Below are 16868 nucleotides of genomic sequence, written 5' to 3' on the forward strand. Positions count from 1 at the left end.
GCTCTGGCTATATCAACGAGAGGAGGGGGCCGTACCGCTTAGGTACGACCCCCTCCTCTCTGTTTGTTCGCTAGACGCCTCGGCTTCCGGGCGTTATCTAGCCATTGTTAGTTGGCGGGCTCGTCGAATTCCAGGCCGAGCAGCGCGTTCTCAATGATTTCGGTCAGTGCCGGGTGGATCCAGTACTGGCCGCGTGCGAGGGTGCGCGCGTCCATGCCGAAGCTCATTGCCTGCAGTAGCGGCTGGATGAGCACGGAGGATTCTTCACCGACCAGGTGCGCACCGAGCAGCTCGCCGTTGTCCTTGCGGGCAATGAGCTTGCACAGGCCAATCTTGTCTTCCATTGCCCAGCCGTAGGCGGTGTCGCCAAAGTTCTGTGCCTTGACGGTGATCTCAAAGCCTTCACGCTCAGCGGCCTGACGCGCCTGCTCTTCGGTCATGCCGACCACGGCGATCTGCGGGTTGCTGAAGACCGCGCCGGGTACATAGCGGTGGTCGCTGGCGCGCAGGTCCTCGGGGTGGCTGAGGTTGTGCTGCACAACGCGGGCCTCGTGGTTTGCCACGTGCTTGAGCTGGTAGCTGCTGGACACGTCCCCGAGGGCGTAGACGCCGGGTACGGGTGCACCGTTGTAGAGCACGCGCTGGTACTTATCGACGCTGAGCTGACCGCCGTCCTGCACGTCGAAGTAGTTCTTCGCGTTGAGGGTGTCGGTGTTGGGGCGGCGACCGGTTGCTACGAGCACAGCGTCTGCCGGGATTTCGAGCAGTTCTTCACCGTTCTCGGTGGTGCGCTTCGCTACGACGGTTACGCTGCCGTCGGCGTTCTCACGGATTTCGGAGAGAGACGCATTCTTGACGATGTTCCACTGCTTGCTTGCGGCTTCTTCAAAGCGTGCCACGACCTCTTCATCCACGCCGCGCAACAGGCGGGAGGAGCGGTTCAGCTGGGTCACTTCGGTGCCGAATGCGGAGAAAACGTGGGAGAATTCTGCCGCAATCACGCCACCGCCGATGACGACCATGCGGGCGGGCAGCTCGTCCAGGCGCATGACATTGTCGTTGGTGTAGACCTTGGAGGAATCGATACCGGGCACGGGAGGCAGCACGGCGCGGGAACCTGCCGCAATCACAATCTGGCGGCCCTGCAGGCGGGTGCCGTCGGTCAGCTCAACCGTGTGGGAGCCGACGAAACGCGCGTACTGGTCGTAGAAGTCGACGTTGGGCAGGCCGGCACGCCATTCACGGCCGCCTTCAACAATCGGGTCAATGCGGGAGGCAAAGATGCGGTCACGAATCTGCGCCCAGTGCACGGCGTCTACGTGTGCGTCGACGCCCAGGTGCTTAACATCGCGGCTCTTCTGCGCGATAGTCGCCGGGTAGACGTACATCTTGGTGGGGATGCAGCCAACGTTTAGGCAGGTACCACCGAAGATACCGCCGTCGATGAGAGCGACCTTCTTGTCGTCCCATTCGGGGCCGATGAGGGTGTTGCCGGATCCGGAGCCGATGACGATGAGGTCGTATTGTGCTACGCCGTCAATGCGTTCTACGTTCTCGATGCTCATGTGGTCCTCTCGTTGTTGGTGTTGAGGCTGGGCTCGTTCCCAGCGTGCTCTTCGATGGCGGGGTTATTTCTGTTACTGCCACTATAACGCGTGGAAGCTTCCGGCTATTCCCACTTCTGGTGTCAATGTTGACGGATATGCGAAAGTGCGCCATCCCAAAGAACGCAGCACTGAGAACACAGCGCTGAGAACACAGGGGTTCTTTGAGAAGACGCACTCAAGCGTTGAGACCTCAAGCGTTGAAACTATGTGAGCCCGCGGATTAGTAAGGCTTAGATGTCTGCGCTAAGAGGTCAGCGATTAGAGGTCTGCCATAAGCCCGGCCAGCAGGCGGGTGAAGTCAATGGCGGGATCAACCGATTCTTCGTCGGGCCAAAAATGAATCGGGTATGCGGCACCTTGGGCACGCTGCAGCACGGGGCTTTCAGCGAGCACAGGATCTGCCACGAGCTCGCCAAAGAGGGAACGCATTTCGTCGCGTCGGTAGCGGTGTTCACTGTCGTTGGGGCGCATCTTGTTGATAACTACTCCCGCACCGTCAATGCTGATGCCGCTTTCCTGCTGAAAGCGCACGATGGCGCGCAGGGTTCGTTCGGTGCCCGCCACGGAGAAAAGGGAAGGCTCTGCGACCGAAAGGATGCGCTCGCTAACCGCCCAGCCCATTGAAGACAGGGTTCCGAGGAACGGCGGGCAGTCAATCAGGATCACGTCGTAGGCGTCCGCAGCCGCCTCCACCATGCGCTTGAAGCGGCGAATGAACGGCGCGGCTTCCTGCCGGTCCACGAGGGTGGAGCGCGCCGAGCCTCGCGCCACCTTCACGCTACCGGTGGTCACGGGGTTATTGGTCAGCAGGGTGGGTTTGCCGACGAGCGCGTTCCAGGAGGAGCTACCGGCTTCCTCCGCGAAGGCACGCTCATTGGAACTAGCGATCAGGGAGGCGACGTCAGGGATGGTTTCATCCACTGCCAGGCCGGTGCTGGCGTCGCCGTGGGGGTCGAGGTCAATAACGAGTGTGGAGAGTCCGCTGTGTAATGCCGCGGAGGCGAGCCCCAAAGTGATGGACGTTTTGCCAACGCCGCCCTTGAGGCTGCTGATACTGACGATGCGGGGCATGCAGGTCCCTTTTATGAGTGAGGTGTAATGCCCCTTTATTTTAGCGAATCTTCGCTTTTCTTCTGGCTCTGACAGGGGTGTATCTTGAGTTTTTTCTCAAGTGAGCATTGAATATTCCCTCGCATTTAAAGCTTCAGCCCGCGCTCGCTACCCGATAGGTAGTGAGCGCGGGCTGATTCACGTTTTGTGTTTTATGCCTGTGCGCGGCGGGCACGGCGGGCGGCAAGTTCGTCGCCTTCGAAGTTTTCGTGCATCTCTTCGCCGGGCTGGCCGTTGAGGTTTATTTCGATTTCGCGCCAGACGCGACCGATAGCGATGCCGAAGACGCCCTGACCTGCCTGAACCAGGTCAATGACCTCGCTCGGGGAGGTACATTCGTAGACGGTGGTGCCGTCACTCATGAGGGTAATGTTCGCGAGGTCGTCAATACCGCGGGTACGCAGATGCTCGATGGAGGTGCGAATCTGCTGCAGGGACACGCCGGTGTCGAGCAGTCGCTTCACAATCTTGAGCACGAGCACGTCGCGGAAGCTATAGAGGCGCTGGGTACCGGATCCGGAGGCGCCACGCACGGTGGGTACGACCAGGTCGGTGCGTGCCCAGTAGTCGAGCTGGCGGTAGGTAATGCCAGCTGCCTTGCAGGCGACAGCGCCGCGGTAGCCAAGGTTTTCCTCGACGACAGAGACAGGGTCGGTGAAGAGTACGCCCTGTTCACCGCGCGGAGGCGGTGCTACAGGGAAGAGGGTGTCGAAGCCATCCAGGGGCTGGTCGAAGCCCTGGGGTGCGTGCGTGGTTGCGGCCTCGCCTGCATTTTCGGCTACCTGCTGCTCTAGCACGGTCCCTCCTTTTCGTTAAACCCTTTTAAGTGCTTCACCGCGCCCTATCAAATGCGGTCGATATCGTTCCGGTGTAGACCCGATTCTCGGGGTGAGATTCTAGGGTTGAGGTCTAGAATCTGCGTCTATGATTCGCGTGGCTCCTCTACTGGGTTCCGGCGCGGTTTTCAATACTACACAGCGGTTCGACAGTGCGACCGATGCGCGATAGGCGCGGTTGTTCAATCTATTTTAACTGATAGAGGGCTCTACTTAAAATTGAACCCACCGGAGCGAACGATCTTTTCAGATTCATTCTTACCTCATTAACGCCTCATAGGGGCACCCCTCCCCCACTGTTCCGTTCGCTTTTTCTGGGCACCCCCGCACAGGGGGAGTTTATACAGGGGGAGTTTAAAAAGTAAATGCGTACGGACTGGTAGTCCGTACGCATTTACAGCTGAGTTGAGTGAATAGCCTTGGCAGGCCGGGAGCCCCCTGGTGAGAAAGCTCTTCGTGTTGGACGAAGGGGTAGAAATTCCGAGCGTGCCAGCGTCGGCTTCGTCCAAGTATAGAGGCCGCTACCCGTTGGTGCAGGTAGGGACTATAGAGGGAATCACCGTGGTCAGTGGTGTTTCCCGAGGGAAATCCCCGTTTGGGGTGCGGTGGAACCGCATGGGTTTGAGAAGGGTAGACAGTCCGGTCGTCTGCGCCTTCAGCCGCCTACTCGTAGGTAGGCATTGCCGATTCGACGAGGGTTGCGTGCAACTGCAGGCACAACTTGCGAATCTTGTCGGCTCGTTCCTGCGCCTGAGCCTGGGAGGCTGCGTCGCGGCGCGAAGCCAGCGGAGCCACCGCAATTTCCACGAGGGAGATTTCGCGGTCTGCCGCAGACTTGAATGCGCGCAGGTGACGGGGCTGAATGCCGTGCTGGGTCAGCTCTGCGCTCACGCGGGCGATCAGCACGTCGTAATCGGTGTACTCCACATCTGAGCCGTCTTCGAGCAGTCCAAAGTCAATCAGCTCGCGAATCAGTTCGGGAGTGGTGTTAGCGTATTCTGCCAGCTCACGGAGGCTGTAGGTGCGGCCTTCCTGCTCGTCCGGTCCGAGGACGGTATCCAGGACGTCTTCACTTACGGTGGCGGGCATGGAGTTCAGCACGCGACCGGCTTCCAGATCCTCCAGATGCTGACGGATTACCTTGAGCGGCATGTAGTGATCGCGCTGCATAGTGAGGATGTAGCGCAGGCGCTCAATGTCAGTCTGGGAGTACTTGCGGTAACCGGTTTCGGTACGGCTGGGGTGCACCAGGCCGCGCTCCTCCAGGAAGCGAATCTTGGATGCGCTAATTCCGGGGAACTCCAGGTCAAGCTGGCTAAGAACCTGACCAATGGTCCGGCTCTTAACGTCACGCGGGTTACGGTCAGAGTCGCCGTTCTCCACGTCCTCTAGTTGAACCTCAGCGTTAGTGAGGTTCTCATCGATGCGTGAGGTCATCTATGTCTTTCGGGTACTTGTTCGGTCGATGACGATACTCGCCGTATTTGAGTGAATGGCTCGTTCCCCGGTCGGGGGTCTCGCTTCGTGCCGAACATCTTTGCTTAGTGTTGAGAGTGTGATAGATAAGTTTAGTTGTTTATCACGAAATGATAAACCGCAAACCTTCGAGACAATCTTATAGCCTCACAAGGCATTTTGCTATTTAGTTCGCCCTTTTCAGAGGCTTTTTGAACCCAAAAATAGCCACACAATCAAACATTAATCAGTAGAGACAGTACCAATTTTAGCAAAATTCCAATACTTCGAACACATATATCTCATATTGGACTGCTTTACGAGGAAAATTTTATCTTCTCGCGATAGTTGAAGTTTTCATCACATTTAACTTGAAAGAGGCTCCCACTAGGGGTTTAGTCACCCTTCAAGCCCCTTTAGTGAATTCCTACACCTTCAAGACGAACCTTAAATGCGCCCAACTATTTGCGTTTGTGTGCATTTTAAAAGAAAAACGGCGAGACCAATCGGTCTCGCCGTTTCATCAGTACGTACCTCTTAACACGAGGGACGCCAGAGCTATAGAGTCTATCGAGCTAGACTATCGACTTAGAGCTTAGCCAGCTCAGCCTTGTACGCCTCTGCATCCAGCAGGTTAGCCAGATCATCAGCGTTCTCGGGGCGAATCTCAATGATCCAACCCTCGCCGTAGGGATCGGAGTTGACCAGTGCGGGGTCATCCTCCAGGCCCTCGTTCACTGCGACAATCTCGCCAGCGATGGGAGCAAAGAGATCGGAGACAGACTTGGTGGACTCAATCTCACCGAAGCTATCCTCAGCAGCTACAGAATCGCCGACAGAGGGAAGGTCGACGTAGACGACGTCACCCAGTGCATCCTGAGCGTGGTCGGTGATACCAACACGTACGGTGCCCTCGGCGGTGAGAGCGGAAACCCACTCGTGCTCAGAAGTGTACGAGAGTTCTGCGGGAACGTTGCTCATAGCAGCGGTGTCCTTTCAGTGTGTTCTTGCGTAGCGCGGACCGTCCCGCGCACGGTGTCGTTCCGTATGTGGGATGACGGAACGTCCTACACCAATTATCACATAAGAAGTAACGCGGGGCACGTCCAAACACCCCCGTACCACTTCTATGACACTATATTTTCCTTATCCCATCTAACCGCTCAACGATCACCCCTTCCCAAGGCCCTAGAAGCACCCCTATTACTCACCTCCAGCAGACAGCCATCAGACACACCAAAAGGCTCAGGGCCCCACACCATGAAGGTGCAGGGCCCTGAGCCTTAGGCTAGAGAGCTAAACTCTCACAGCGCCTTAGCGGGAAGAAATGACGCGCTCGGAGAAGCGGTTCGGGTTACCGAAACGGTGTGCGGTAATCGAAACAGCCTGCTCGCGGAGGAAGGGCAGCATCTCGATACGGCCAGCCTCGGTGACCGGTGCGAAGTACACTGCAACATCCGGGCGACCGCCCAGTGCCGAGTAGATGGACTTCACGTCGTTACCGATGTAGCGGATACGGGTGCCTTCCAGCGGAGTACCAGCCAGTGCGCGAACCGGGGTCTTAGCGTTCGAAGCCAGGTACTCGCGGAACTGAGCGTCCGACTTGACTTCGTACTTGATGCCCTTGTTCTCGAGGACGCCACGAACGTCGACCGGCAGGTCCTTACCGACGGACAGAGCAACCGGTGCGTTAGCTGCCAGACCGGCGAGCACAACGCGCAGGGTCTCTGCTGCGGATGCGGACTCGTCTGCACGAACCAGAACCTGGGTGGGTACGTAGCGCAGGATGTTGCGCTCGACGCCCAGCTTCGAGGGGTCGTGGCCGAAGCCGAACTCGGTGTCCCAAGCGTGTGCGTCAGAGGAGACACCGCGCTTGATGAATGCGAAGTCATCGCGCTTGCCGAGCTCGGAGTTCTCGATGGTAGCCAGGGTCTCGCGAACGGTCACGGACTGGGTGGTTGCGGTCGCGGTTGCCTGTGCCGGCTCCCAATCGGACAGAGCGATCAGGTAGCTGGGGCCACCAGCCTTGGTACCGGAGCCAACGGTGGACTTCTTCCAACCACCGAAGGGCTGACGCTGAACGATTGCACCGGTAATTGCACGGTTGACGTACAGGTTACCTGCCTGGACCTTGGAGAGCCACAGCTCGAGCTCATCAGCATCCAGCGAGTGCAGACCTGCGGTCAGACCGTAATCGGGTGCGTTCTGCAGCTCGATTGCCTCTTCCAGGGTGTCAGCGGTCATGATACCCAGGATGGGGCCGAAGTACTCGGTCATGTGGTACTCGGAACCGGGCTTGACACCTTCGCGAACACCGGGGCTCCACAGGCGGCCAGTGTCGTCCAGTTCCTTGGGCTGGATGAGCCAGCGCTCGCCCGGGCCGAGGGTGGTCAGACCGCGCAGCAGCTTCTCTTCCGGCTTCTGAACAACGGGGCCCATCTCGGACTCGATGTCCTGCGGGTGTGCCACGTGCAGGGAGCTGACGGAGTCAATCAGCTGACGACGGAAACGCTCGGACTGTGCAACGGAGCCAACCAGGATGACGGTCGAACCAGCGGAGCACTTCTGACCTGCGTGACCGAATGCCGAGTAGACGACGTCCTTGACGGCGAGGTCGATGTCAGCGTTCGGGGTGACGATGATGGAGTTCTTACCCGAGGTCTCACCGAACAGGGGCAGGTCATCACGCCAGGAGCGGAAGAGCTCAGCAGTCTCGTAGCCACCGGTCAGGATCAGGCGGTCAACCTCGGGGTGCGAGATGAGCAGCTTGCCTGCAGCGCGGTCAACAACCTTGACGAGCTTCAGAACTTCCTTGGGAACGCCTGCATCCCACATGATCTCTGCGATCAGGGCACCGGTGCGAGCGGTGATGGTTGCGGGCTTGAAGATGACAGCAGAACCTGCAGCCAGACCAGCCAGAACACCACCGGCGGGAATAGCGGTCGGGAAGTTCCACGGGGGAACAACCAGGGTCAGGTCAACAGACTTGGGCTTTGCGCCGTCGATCTTCTCGAGGTCCTCGGCCAGCATTGCGTAGTAGTATGCGAAGTCGATTGCCTCGGAGACCTCGGTGTCGCCCTGTTCCAGGGTCTTGCCAGCCTCAGCTGCCATAACCTCCAGCAGGTCACCGCGGCGCAGTGCGATAGCCTTACCGACCTTGCGCAGAATCTCTGCACGCTCGTGGCCGGAGAGCTTGCCCCATGCCTTACCAGCTTCCTCAGTTTCCTTGATCAGCTTCTCAGCCTCAGCCTCGCTGGTCAGCTCGTTAGCCTTGAGGGTGTCGATGCCCAGCTTGGTGGTCTTGGAACGCTCGAGGATTGCGCGGCCCCACTCGCGGTTACCGGAGAGTGCGGGGTCGGTGTCGGGGGTGTTCTCGAAGCGGCCTGCCGGTACGAAGACGTTGTCCTCGTTCTCGGTCAGACGGTTCTGGGTGCGCTTGGATGCGGGAACCTCGTCGGTGACGGAGTTCAGTGCACGCATGAAGCGGTCCTCTTCGCGCTTGAAGATGGACTCGTCGGTTGCCAGGTCGAAGATACCGGACATGAAGTTCTCGGAGGAAGCGTTCTCCTCGAGACGACGGATCAGGTATGCGATAGCAACGTCGAATTCCTTGGGGTTCACGACGGGCACGTACAGCAGCAGGTGGCCAACGCGGCGGCGAATAATCTCTGCCTGCTGCTCAGCCATACCAATCAGCATCTCGAACTCGACGCGATCCTTCACGCCGCGGTCCTCAGACAGCAGCAGTGCGAAAGCAACGTCGAAGAGGTTGTGGCCTGCAATACCGAGGCGGATGTTCTTCACGTGCTCGGGGCGCAGTGCGTAGTCCAGAACGCGCTTGTAGTTGGTGTCAGCAGCCTGCTTGGTGTCCCAGGTGGTCAGCGGCCAGCCGTGCATAACAGCTTCCACGATCTCCATGGAGAGGTTTGCGCCCTTCACCAGACGGACCTTGATGCCTGCGCCGCCAGCAGCAACGCGCTTTGCGGACCACTCCTGCAGGTGCTGCATTGCAGCCAGGGTGTCGGGCAGGTATGCCTGGAGCACGATACCGGCTTCCAGGTCCTTCAGGTGGGGCTGGTCCAGAATCTTGGTGAACACCTCAATGGTGAGGTCCAGGTCCTTGTACTCCTCCATGTCCAGGTTGATGAACTTCTTGGGGGAGGTGGATGCAGCCAGCTCGTACAGGGGGGTCAGGCGACGAACTGCGGTCTCAACGACCTCGTCGAATGCCCAGTGCTGGTGGGGGCCGGAAACAGCGGACACCTTGATGGAGACGTAGTCAACGTCGTCACGTGCCAGCAGGCGCTTGGTCTCAGCCAGGCGGTGCTCTGCTTCCTTGTCACCCAGAACTGCCTCACCGAGCAGGTTGACGTTCAGGCGGTTACCGGTCTTGGTCAGCTCTGCGATTGCGTCGCCCAGCTTCTCCTCGGAAGCGTCGACAATCAGGTGACCGACCATCTCGCGCAGCACGCGGCGTGCAACGGGAACGGTGGGCCATGCGACCTTGCCAGCCAGCTTGCCACCGAAGCCAACAGCGGACTTCATGTACCAGGGCAGGAAGGAAGGTGCCAGGCCGGAAATACGGGAAAGGTTGCGGCCGGAGACGTTGTCGTCTTCGGGGCGAATAACGCCATCAACAAAGCCGACGGTGAAGGGAAGACCATTGGGGTCCTTCAGAACACCGGCGAGCTGCTCAGCCGCGAAGGTGGGCTTGATCGACTGGGACTCATTTACCCACTGACGAACAAGCTGACGAGCTTCCAGAGCCATCTTCTGGTAGTGCTCAGATGCGAAAGGATGGGTCATCCTTGACTCCTAACTATCTCACTGTGTGCGGTGCACACCACGTTTGGCGATGTCTCTATTTCACCACAAAAGGGTAATAAATACCTCATTAGAAAAACTGAATGTTTTTTCCAAAATCCATTTAGTTTTTCTAAATGATTGTGCGGTGAGGTTTTCACCCCGCGCCCCCTCCGAACCTCCTGTTCGAAGAGACAAGGTGAAGTTTGTAGCGACATCGCTATCCATCTCTCTCAGGCTAGCACTTTCAGAAAGCAAATACCGAACCGATTTCGTAACAATCGAACACTTCAAAACCAGTCCCAAAAGCATCTTCGGCTCTAAGAATCATCACATTCAGCGCGAAAATACTCGCTACACAAGCCAACATGCCGGCACCCCACTTCAGGCGTCTCAAAAAGAGCCAGCCGGAAGCCCACGCGGTACCATAGACAAGAGTCCACGATGAGAGACGCACCACGGAAGAACTCAGAGGCACAATCTGCAGAACAACCGGGCGCGCCAGGGAGGAAACACATGTCAATCTACGACATCCGACGCATGCAAATGCTCCTCGAAATCCAAGAACGCGGCACCGTCATCGCTGCCGCAGAAGCGCTCAGCCTCACCCCCTCCGCCGTCTCCCAGCAGATTGCCACCCTCGAAAAAGAAACCGGCACCCCGCTTCTGCAGCGCATCGGCAGGCGCGTACAGCTCACCAGCGCCGGACTCATCATCGTCGACAGCGCCCGCAGCATCCTGCGCGAACTCGACCGCATGCAAACCTCCGTCGCCAACCTCACCGGCGAACCCGCAGGCATGGTCCGCCTCGCCATCTTCCAGTCCGCGGCCTTCGCACTGCTACCGGAAACCCTCAGCTACCTTGCCGAACACGCACCCTCACTCACCCTGCAAGTACTGCAAATCGACCCCGAAACCGGAACCTCCCTGACCCGAAGCCGCGAATACGACATGGTGCTCTCCGAAGCCTACCCGCACCACCACATCCCCGAATACCCCGAACTGCATTCCGAGCTACTCACCGAAGACCCGCTCAGCCTCATCGTGCCCAGCACCTCCACCATCACCTCGATTGAGGAAGCGCACGCACTGCCCTGGGTTCTCGAAATGGAACAGAACACCTCCCGCAGCTGGGCGCTCAACCAGTGCCGCACCGCAGGATTCGAGCCGGTCATCCGCTACAGCGCCAATGACATGATTACGAACTCCAACCTCGTCAAAGCAGGATTCGCCGTCACCATCGTGCCCGGTTTCATCCTCTCCTCCCTCTCCACCACCGAGGGGCTACGCATCGTGGAGCTGCCCGGCAAGCCCTGCCGCAAAATCTTTACCGCCGTACGCCGAGAGTCCGCCGCCAACCCCGCCATCGCCATGGTGCGCGAAGCACTGCACCACGCGGTGCAGGTGGCATTCGGCGAACACGACAGGAGCGAAACCGCATAAGAAAAATTAACTGCCAGCCATGCCGGCAGACTAGACAATGCAAAGGTCGGGGCCGTTCCCACGAACGACCCCGACCTTTCAACATACCTTTTTGAACAGGCGCCTATATATAAGGTATAAAAACACACAACGGAGCTACTCCCCCGCCGTGCCCATCCTTCACAGGAGCCAGCCCAACTGCTAGTTCAGCGAAGCAACCACAGCCGAGCTCTGCACCTCGTAGAACGAAGAGGACAAACCAGCCGCCGCCATATCCAGCACAGCGCTCACATGAACCTGCTTCAACGCAGAACCGGCAACACCCGAAGCCACCTGATAATTCAGCTGAATATCCAGGCGATGACCGCGAGGAATAGCAGTGCGCAACTCCAGAACGTTCTCGCTACCGGCACCAGCCTGACCGGTCTGCTCGCTACGGCGCACCGCATCAAGATTCAGAGCATCCACAGGAGCCACCAGGGCCGAAGCACCCAGGCTACCCGAAGGCAGCACCGCCTGACCCGAGGAAACACGAAGAGTCACCGCTGGCTTCAACAACAAACCAGTCTTCGGGTCCTGCGCGCGAGCACGCACCATCAGGCGAGTACCCACCGGCAGCGTCGAATTGCCCTCATTAATAATGCTCAGGCGAGTCGGCAGATTCCGGAAAGCAACAGTACGCGCCGGCTGACTCTGCAAAGGCACAGCCTGCACACCGTTAGCAGCCTTCAACTCCAGGCGGATGCACGACTCGTTATAGCGCATCGGAACCTGCACCAGCGCAGAACTCGCCGCGCCACCGTGCTGACCGCGTTGCCCGCCGCGCTGTCCGCCAGGACGCTGGGTCACGGGGGTCACGCGAGCGCGCTTACCGCCCGAACGAGTTGCCGCCTCCGCAGCGCTCACGCCGCCAGCCACCAGGGCAGCCGAAGCGCCCGCAACCTTCAACGCGGTACGGCGAGAAGCGTTCATCAGATTATTCTTAGTCATTTTCTACTCCCCTAAGCCTTCGCGATACGGTACACGCCGCTAATCGTGCCCTGCCACCAGGTGCCGTAACGATCAATCGTGCCCACCATCTGCAGAGTGTCACCACCGCCAAGCAGCAGGCTCACATGCTGAGGCAGGCGCTGCTCGTGCATCGTCTTACCGGTTTCCATGTCCAGCGCGACAGCCCACGCGTAGGCGCCATTCGCCAAACCAGCCGGGCCTCGGCGACGCTCACAGGTGTAAATCAGACCGTCAGCGGTGGAATAGCGAGGAACAGCCGAAGAGTACACGTCCTTACGGTCCCAAATCTTACGCAGACCGCGGTCGGTAATATCCCAACGCTCCATACCGGGAGCAAAAAGCGCATTCGCAGGAACCGACGGGCCGGCACCCTCCGGGTACTTCGGGTAGGGGTAGCCGTAGGTGCTTGCGCCGACCATCGTGTTACCCACACCGATCATGGAGTTCTCAGTGCCAGAGGTACCGGCAGTAAACAGGCCGGCGCTACCGACCTTCGCGCCGTTATCGGTGCGGTACACAATGACCGACTCCTGAATATCAGAGTTATCGGTCAGCATCACGTAATCCGAACCGTTCGGGCCAAAGAACGTCGGGGAGGCACCGGAACCCCACGCGAGCTTACCCGGCTTGCGGGCGCTACCGCGGTCGTACGCATGCCACCATTTGAGGGTGGGCGCGCCGGTTGCAGTAGCGTTCAGCATATAAATAGCGTGAGAAGTCACCACGCTCACGCCCTGCGGGCACGCCGAAATCGAGTTATCAATACGCTCACCCGCAATCGACGCCTTATTCAGGCGCATCGAGCGAATCGTGCCGCGGGCAGAATCAATCACCGCGATGTAGCCGTTCTTCGTCGCAACCCAAATGCGACCGGACCAGTCGGGCACCAGACCAACCACAGCGTCATTGGCACTCTGGGCGAGCATGCGGCTCAGGTCAATACGCTCATCAACTCGGATGCTGCGTCCGTCAGCAGAGTGGGAGAGGCGCAGCAGGCACTGAGAGCCATCCACCAGAACCATGCGGTCCTGCGCGTCAAGGTAGGCGTACACGCCACCGAGCAGTGCACCCTTCGGGATGTCCAGGTGGGAGAGCTCGCGGCCGGTATGCGGATCAAGAATAGAGAGCTTCGGGGTAATGAACTCGCCGTGGGCGAAGACCTGGGTGCAGAGCACCTGAATGAAGCCGTCGCGTCCGGCAAGAATCGTCGGGCAGGCGCCGCCAAGCTTTGTGCCGGTAATCTTCCAGTCGCCAGCGCCGGGGCCGGCAAGAGGAGTAGCGTCAGAGGACTGGGCATCACCGTGCATCGTGGTGATGCCGGGAGCGCCCAGGTGCGGATTCGCCTGGGCGTTATAGGTGGGGGTCATGGTTGGTTCTTTCTAACGGTGAGTGGCGCACACCTTCATTGGATTCAACGGAGTGCACTAATATGCATTTTTACATGCGCAAACGTTTCACATTGTAGGGTCAGAAAGCAGTTTTTGACGACACTAAAGGGCACCTTGAAACATTGTTCAGGCGACGCTTGAGAGCTTCACCAGGAAAACTCTCAGCACTACCCTTTCAGATTCAAGGTGCCCCTTTAACCCATCGCCACAGACTCTCGCACTCGAGGCGATAATTTATAGCTATTTCTCCATGAGCGCCTTTGCCAGAGCATCATCAAGAACCAAGTCAGTAATCGCACCCGTACGCAACGCGCCGCGCAAAGCACGCACACGGTGAGTACCGGACGCAACGCAAATACGGCGCGGAATACGAGCCAGCTCCTTCGGAGTCGGACCGGACGCACGCTTATTCAACTCAAGATCAGCCCACGAGCCGTCCTCACGCAGAAGAATCGTGCACATATCCCCCACAACGCCCAGCTCACGCAACTGACGCTGCTCCTGCACCTCAAAATAGCCGCCCGAGTACACGTGAGAAGGAATAGGCCCGCCAAAAGCACCCACGCCAAAAATAGCAAGGTCAACATTCTGCTGGGCATGCAGATTCTTCTGTACGCTACGCTCACGCCACATGGCGGTCTTCGTCTCCGCATAGTCAAAGAACGCGGGAACCGGAAAATGGATAGTCTGCGCATCATAGGCATTCACCAACTGCCCCAGCAAGGAACCCAGGTACGGAATGCCCGAATGGTGCGCGTTACCGGCACCATTCAGCTGAACCACCGTCACGCCCTTTAGAGGGCGGCGCGGCAGATGACGAGAAATCTCAGTCATCGTTGAACCCCACGCCACACCCAGGCTCGTTCCATTATCAATCAGGGAATCAAGTAGAGCCGCCGCAGTACGGGATACCTGACTCATACGGGCAATAGGGGTGGCGTCCGAACGGACATTCACGAGAGTAACGCGCACCTTATAGCGCTCGCCGATGCGGCGCTCAAGCTCGCTGCGGGCACGGAAGGAATCATCCAGACGGATCTGCACCATGCCGCTCTCACGAGCACTTTTAAGCAGACGCGACACCGTGGCTCGAGAAACCCCCAGACGAGCCGCGATAGCATCCATCGTCATGTTGTGGATGTAGTACAGCTGCGCCGCCTCGTAAGTGTGGTTAGCGCGTTCGTTCATCGACCCCAGACCCCCAGTGAAAATCCGTTCAAACTACTTGGTTATTATTTCACCATTGGGTTTTACTATTTGCAAGATGAAACCCCACGCCGCGCACGCGGCACGACAAGAAAGAGCACTACATGAGCTCCCAGCACATTGCACAGCAGTCCCAGCTGACCGCTGAGTCCCGCGCCAAGGCACTCAAGAGCATGGTCAACGAAGAACTCGACATCCTGGTTGTGGGCGGCGGCATTACCGGTGCAGGTATTGCCCTCGACGCAGCAACCCGCGGTCTGCGCACCGGTATCGTCGAAGCAGGTGACTGGGCTGCAGGCACCAGTGCATGGTCCTCCAAGCTCGTTCACGGCGGCCTGCGCTACCTCTACAACCTCGACTTCAAGCTCGTGACCGAAGCTCTCACCGAGCGCGGCCTGCTGCTGAACAAGATTGCACCCCACCTCGTGCACGCACAGCCCTTCCTGTGGCCTCTGAAGATGCCCGTCATCGAGCGCGCATACTCCGCAATCGGCATCGGCATGTACGACACCCTGGCATTCCTCGGCTCCCGCGGCAACAAGGGCGTCCCCTCCCAGCGTCACTTCACCAAGGCCGGCACCAAGACCGTCTTCCCCGATATCAAGGACTCCGCATTCAGCGGCGCAATCCAGTTCTACGACGCACGCGTTGACGACGCACGCCTCGTCATCGACGTCGTCCGCACCGCTGCAAGCTACGGCGCACTGGCTGCATCCCGCACCCAGGTTGTCGGCTTCACCAAGGACGCATCCGGCCGCGTCATCGGCGCAGAGCTGGCAGACCTGGAGACCGGCGAGCGCCTGAACGTGCGCGCAAAGCACGTCATCAACGCAACCGGCGTGTGGACCGAAGAGTCCGAATCCCTGGCTAACCCCGAGGGTGGCCTGGAGGTTCTGGCATCCAAGGGTATCCACATCGTGGTTCCCCGCGACCGCATCAACGCAACCAGCGGTATCTTCACCAAGACCGAGAAGTCCGTTCTCTTCATCATCCCCTGGCAGCGTTACTGGATCATCGGTACCACCGACACCCCCTACACCGAGGACCGCGAGCGCCCCGTCGCAACCAGCAAGGACATCGACTACGTCCTGATGCAGGCGAACAAGCTGATCGCTAACCCGCTGACCCGCGAAGACATCATCGGCACCTACACCGGCCTGCGCCCGCTGCTGCAGCCCAAGGTCAAGGACGGCGCAGCATCCACCAAGGTTTCCCGCGAGCACACCGTGACCGAGGTTGCACCCGGCATGAGCGCCATCGCAGGCGGCAAGCTCACCACCTACCGTGTCATGGCTGCCGACGCTGTCGACTTCGCGCTGGGCGAGCAGGCTAAGCAGAACCCCTCCGTAACCGCAACCATCGGCCTGGTCGGTGCAGACGGCTACCACGCAATCGCTGCTAACCGTGCACGCTACGCAGAGCGTTACGGCTGGGATGAGGACCGTATCACCCACCTGCTCGAGCGTTACGGCGCGCAGATTGAGGACCTCGGCGCTCTCATCGACGCTGACCCCTCCCTCGGTGCTCCCCTGGCTAAGGCACCCCAGTTCCTGCGTGCAGACGTCGTCTTCGCTGTCCGCTACGAAGGTGCACTGCACCTGGAGGACGTTCTGGTCCGCCGCGTACGCCTCGACCTTGAGCAGCGCGACCGCGGCCTGGCAGCAGCAGACGAGATCCTCGACATCCTGCGTGCCGAGCTCGGCTGGGACGACAAGAAGGTCAAGGAGGAACTCGACCTCTACACCGCACGCGTACAGGCTATCCGCGAGGCAGAGTCCACCTCCACCGACGCTGAGGCATCGGCAAAGATTGAGGCTGTCACCCCCGTGGCACCCCGCGTGAAGCTCTAATCCTTAGAGCTTTCGCACACCTTTCGTAACCGATTACTTGGTACGAACCGACCGTTCGCCCCTCACCGGTATGGGCTAACTCATATTTTTCGGTGAGGGGTGGACGGACGGTTAAATAGCCGTTTACGATAAACCCCAGCACAAAGAAGCAGAGCGCTAAATACAGGGTTAGCTCACTGG

The 16868-nt window shown here is 59.1% G+C and carries 11 protein-coding genes; 2 read left to right on the plus strand and 9 right to left on the minus strand.

What is annotated here, in order from left to right:
* Positions 1-107: 107 nt before the first annotated feature.
* The 6 genes from O3649_RS04875 to O3649_RS04900 form a co-directional block, all read right to left on the minus strand.
* Entirely contained in the window at positions 108-1565 is a 1458-nt protein-coding gene (locus O3649_RS04875) for a mycothione reductase (RefSeq protein WP_371573020.1), read from the minus strand.
* Between the two features lie 300 nt (positions 1566-1865).
* A complete protein-coding gene (locus O3649_RS04880) occupies positions 1866-2678 on the minus strand; it encodes a ParA family protein (protein WP_005507726.1) in 813 nt (270 codons plus the stop codon).
* A 191-nt stretch (positions 2679-2869) separates the two neighbouring features.
* Entirely contained in the window at positions 2870-3514 is a 645-nt protein-coding gene (locus O3649_RS04885) for a MerR family transcriptional regulator (RefSeq protein WP_371573023.1), read from the minus strand.
* A gap of 702 nt (positions 3515-4216) precedes the next feature.
* Entirely contained in the window at positions 4217-4990 is a 774-nt protein-coding gene (locus O3649_RS04890; RefSeq protein ID WP_005507723.1) for a MerR family transcriptional regulator, read from the minus strand.
* Between the two features lie 606 nt (positions 4991-5596).
* The gene (gcvH, locus tag O3649_RS04895; RefSeq protein WP_005507722.1) at positions 5597-5989 is read right to left on the minus strand and encodes a glycine cleavage system protein GcvH; all 393 of its coding nucleotides are present in this window, start codon (positions 5987-5989) and stop codon (positions 5597-5599) included.
* A gap of 333 nt (positions 5990-6322) precedes the next feature.
* Positions 6323-9814, minus strand: a complete 3492-nt coding sequence (locus O3649_RS04900; RefSeq protein WP_371573025.1) for a bifunctional proline dehydrogenase/L-glutamate gamma-semialdehyde dehydrogenase — start codon at positions 9812-9814, stop codon at positions 6323-6325.
* Positions 9815-10327: 513 nt separating this feature from the next.
* On the opposite strand from O3649_RS04900, the gene O3649_RS04905 reads away from it, so the two are divergent.
* The gene (locus tag O3649_RS04905) at positions 10328-11254 is read left to right on the plus strand and encodes a LysR family transcriptional regulator (protein ID WP_049354895.1); all 927 of its coding nucleotides are present in this window, start codon (positions 10328-10330) and stop codon (positions 11252-11254) included.
* Between the two features lie 180 nt (positions 11255-11434).
* Here the strand turns inward: O3649_RS04905 and O3649_RS04910 are convergent, their stop codons facing one another.
* The 3 genes from O3649_RS04910 to O3649_RS04920 all read right to left on the minus strand — a co-directional run bounded on the left by O3649_RS04910 (position 11435) and on the right by O3649_RS04920 (position 14820).
* Entirely contained in the window at positions 11435-12223 is a 789-nt protein-coding gene (locus O3649_RS04910) for a transcriptional initiation protein Tat (protein WP_070819776.1), read from the minus strand.
* Positions 12224-12234: 11 nt separating this feature from the next.
* A complete protein-coding gene (locus O3649_RS04915) occupies positions 12235-13611 on the minus strand; it encodes a hypothetical protein (RefSeq protein WP_005506593.1) in 1377 nt (458 codons plus the stop codon).
* 261 nt (positions 13612-13872) lie between these two features.
* Positions 13873-14820, minus strand: coding sequence for a sugar-binding transcriptional regulator (locus O3649_RS04920; RefSeq protein WP_070616621.1), 948 nt, complete (start codon positions 14818-14820; stop codon positions 13873-13875).
* A 122-nt stretch (positions 14821-14942) separates the two neighbouring features.
* Here O3649_RS04920 and O3649_RS04925 point away from each other — a divergent pair, with 122 nt between their 5' ends.
* Positions 14943-16688, plus strand: coding sequence for a glycerol-3-phosphate dehydrogenase/oxidase (locus tag O3649_RS04925; protein WP_049354899.1), 1746 nt, complete (start codon positions 14943-14945; stop codon positions 16686-16688).
* Positions 16689-16868: the final 180 nt, after the last annotated feature.

It is taken from the genome of Rothia sp. 27098_8_29 (assembly GCF_041432785.1).
Taxonomy (GTDB): Bacteria; Actinomycetota; Actinomycetes; order Actinomycetales; family Micrococcaceae; genus Rothia; species Rothia mucilaginosa.

Bases quoted from the DNA above. Each gene is read 5' to 3' on its own strand.
- O3649_RS04875 (WP_371573020.1), bottom strand. From the start codon at position 1,565: ATGAGCATCGAGAACGTAGAACGCATTGACGGCGTAGCACAATACGAC.
- O3649_RS04880 (WP_005507726.1), bottom strand. From the start codon at position 2,678: ATGCCCCGCATCGTCAGTATCAGCAGCCTCAAGGGCGGCGTTGGCAAA.
- O3649_RS04890 (WP_005507723.1), bottom strand. From the start codon at position 4,990: ATGACCTCACGCATCGATGAGAACCTCACTAACGCTGAGGTTCAACTA.
- gcvH (WP_005507722.1), bottom strand. From the start codon at position 5,989: ATGAGCAACGTTCCCGCAGAACTCTCGTACACTTCTGAGCACGAGTGG.
- O3649_RS04900 (WP_371573025.1), bottom strand. From the start codon at position 9,814: ATGACCCATCCTTTCGCATCTGAGCACTACCAGAAGATGGCTCTGGAA.
- O3649_RS04905 (WP_049354895.1), top strand. From the start codon at position 10,328: ATGTCAATCTACGACATCCGACGCATGCAAATGCTCCTCGAAATCCAA.
- O3649_RS04910 (WP_070819776.1), bottom strand. From the start codon at position 12,223: ATGACTAAGAATAATCTGATGAACGCTTCTCGCCGTACCGCGTTGAAG.
- O3649_RS04915 (WP_005506593.1), bottom strand. From the start codon at position 13,611: ATGACCCCCACCTATAACGCCCAGGCGAATCCGCACCTGGGCGCTCCC.
- O3649_RS04920 (WP_070616621.1), bottom strand. From the start codon at position 14,820: ATGAACGAACGCGCTAACCACACTTACGAGGCGGCGCAGCTGTACTAC.
- O3649_RS04925 (WP_049354899.1), top strand. From the start codon at position 14,943: ATGAGCTCCCAGCACATTGCACAGCAGTCCCAGCTGACCGCTGAGTCC.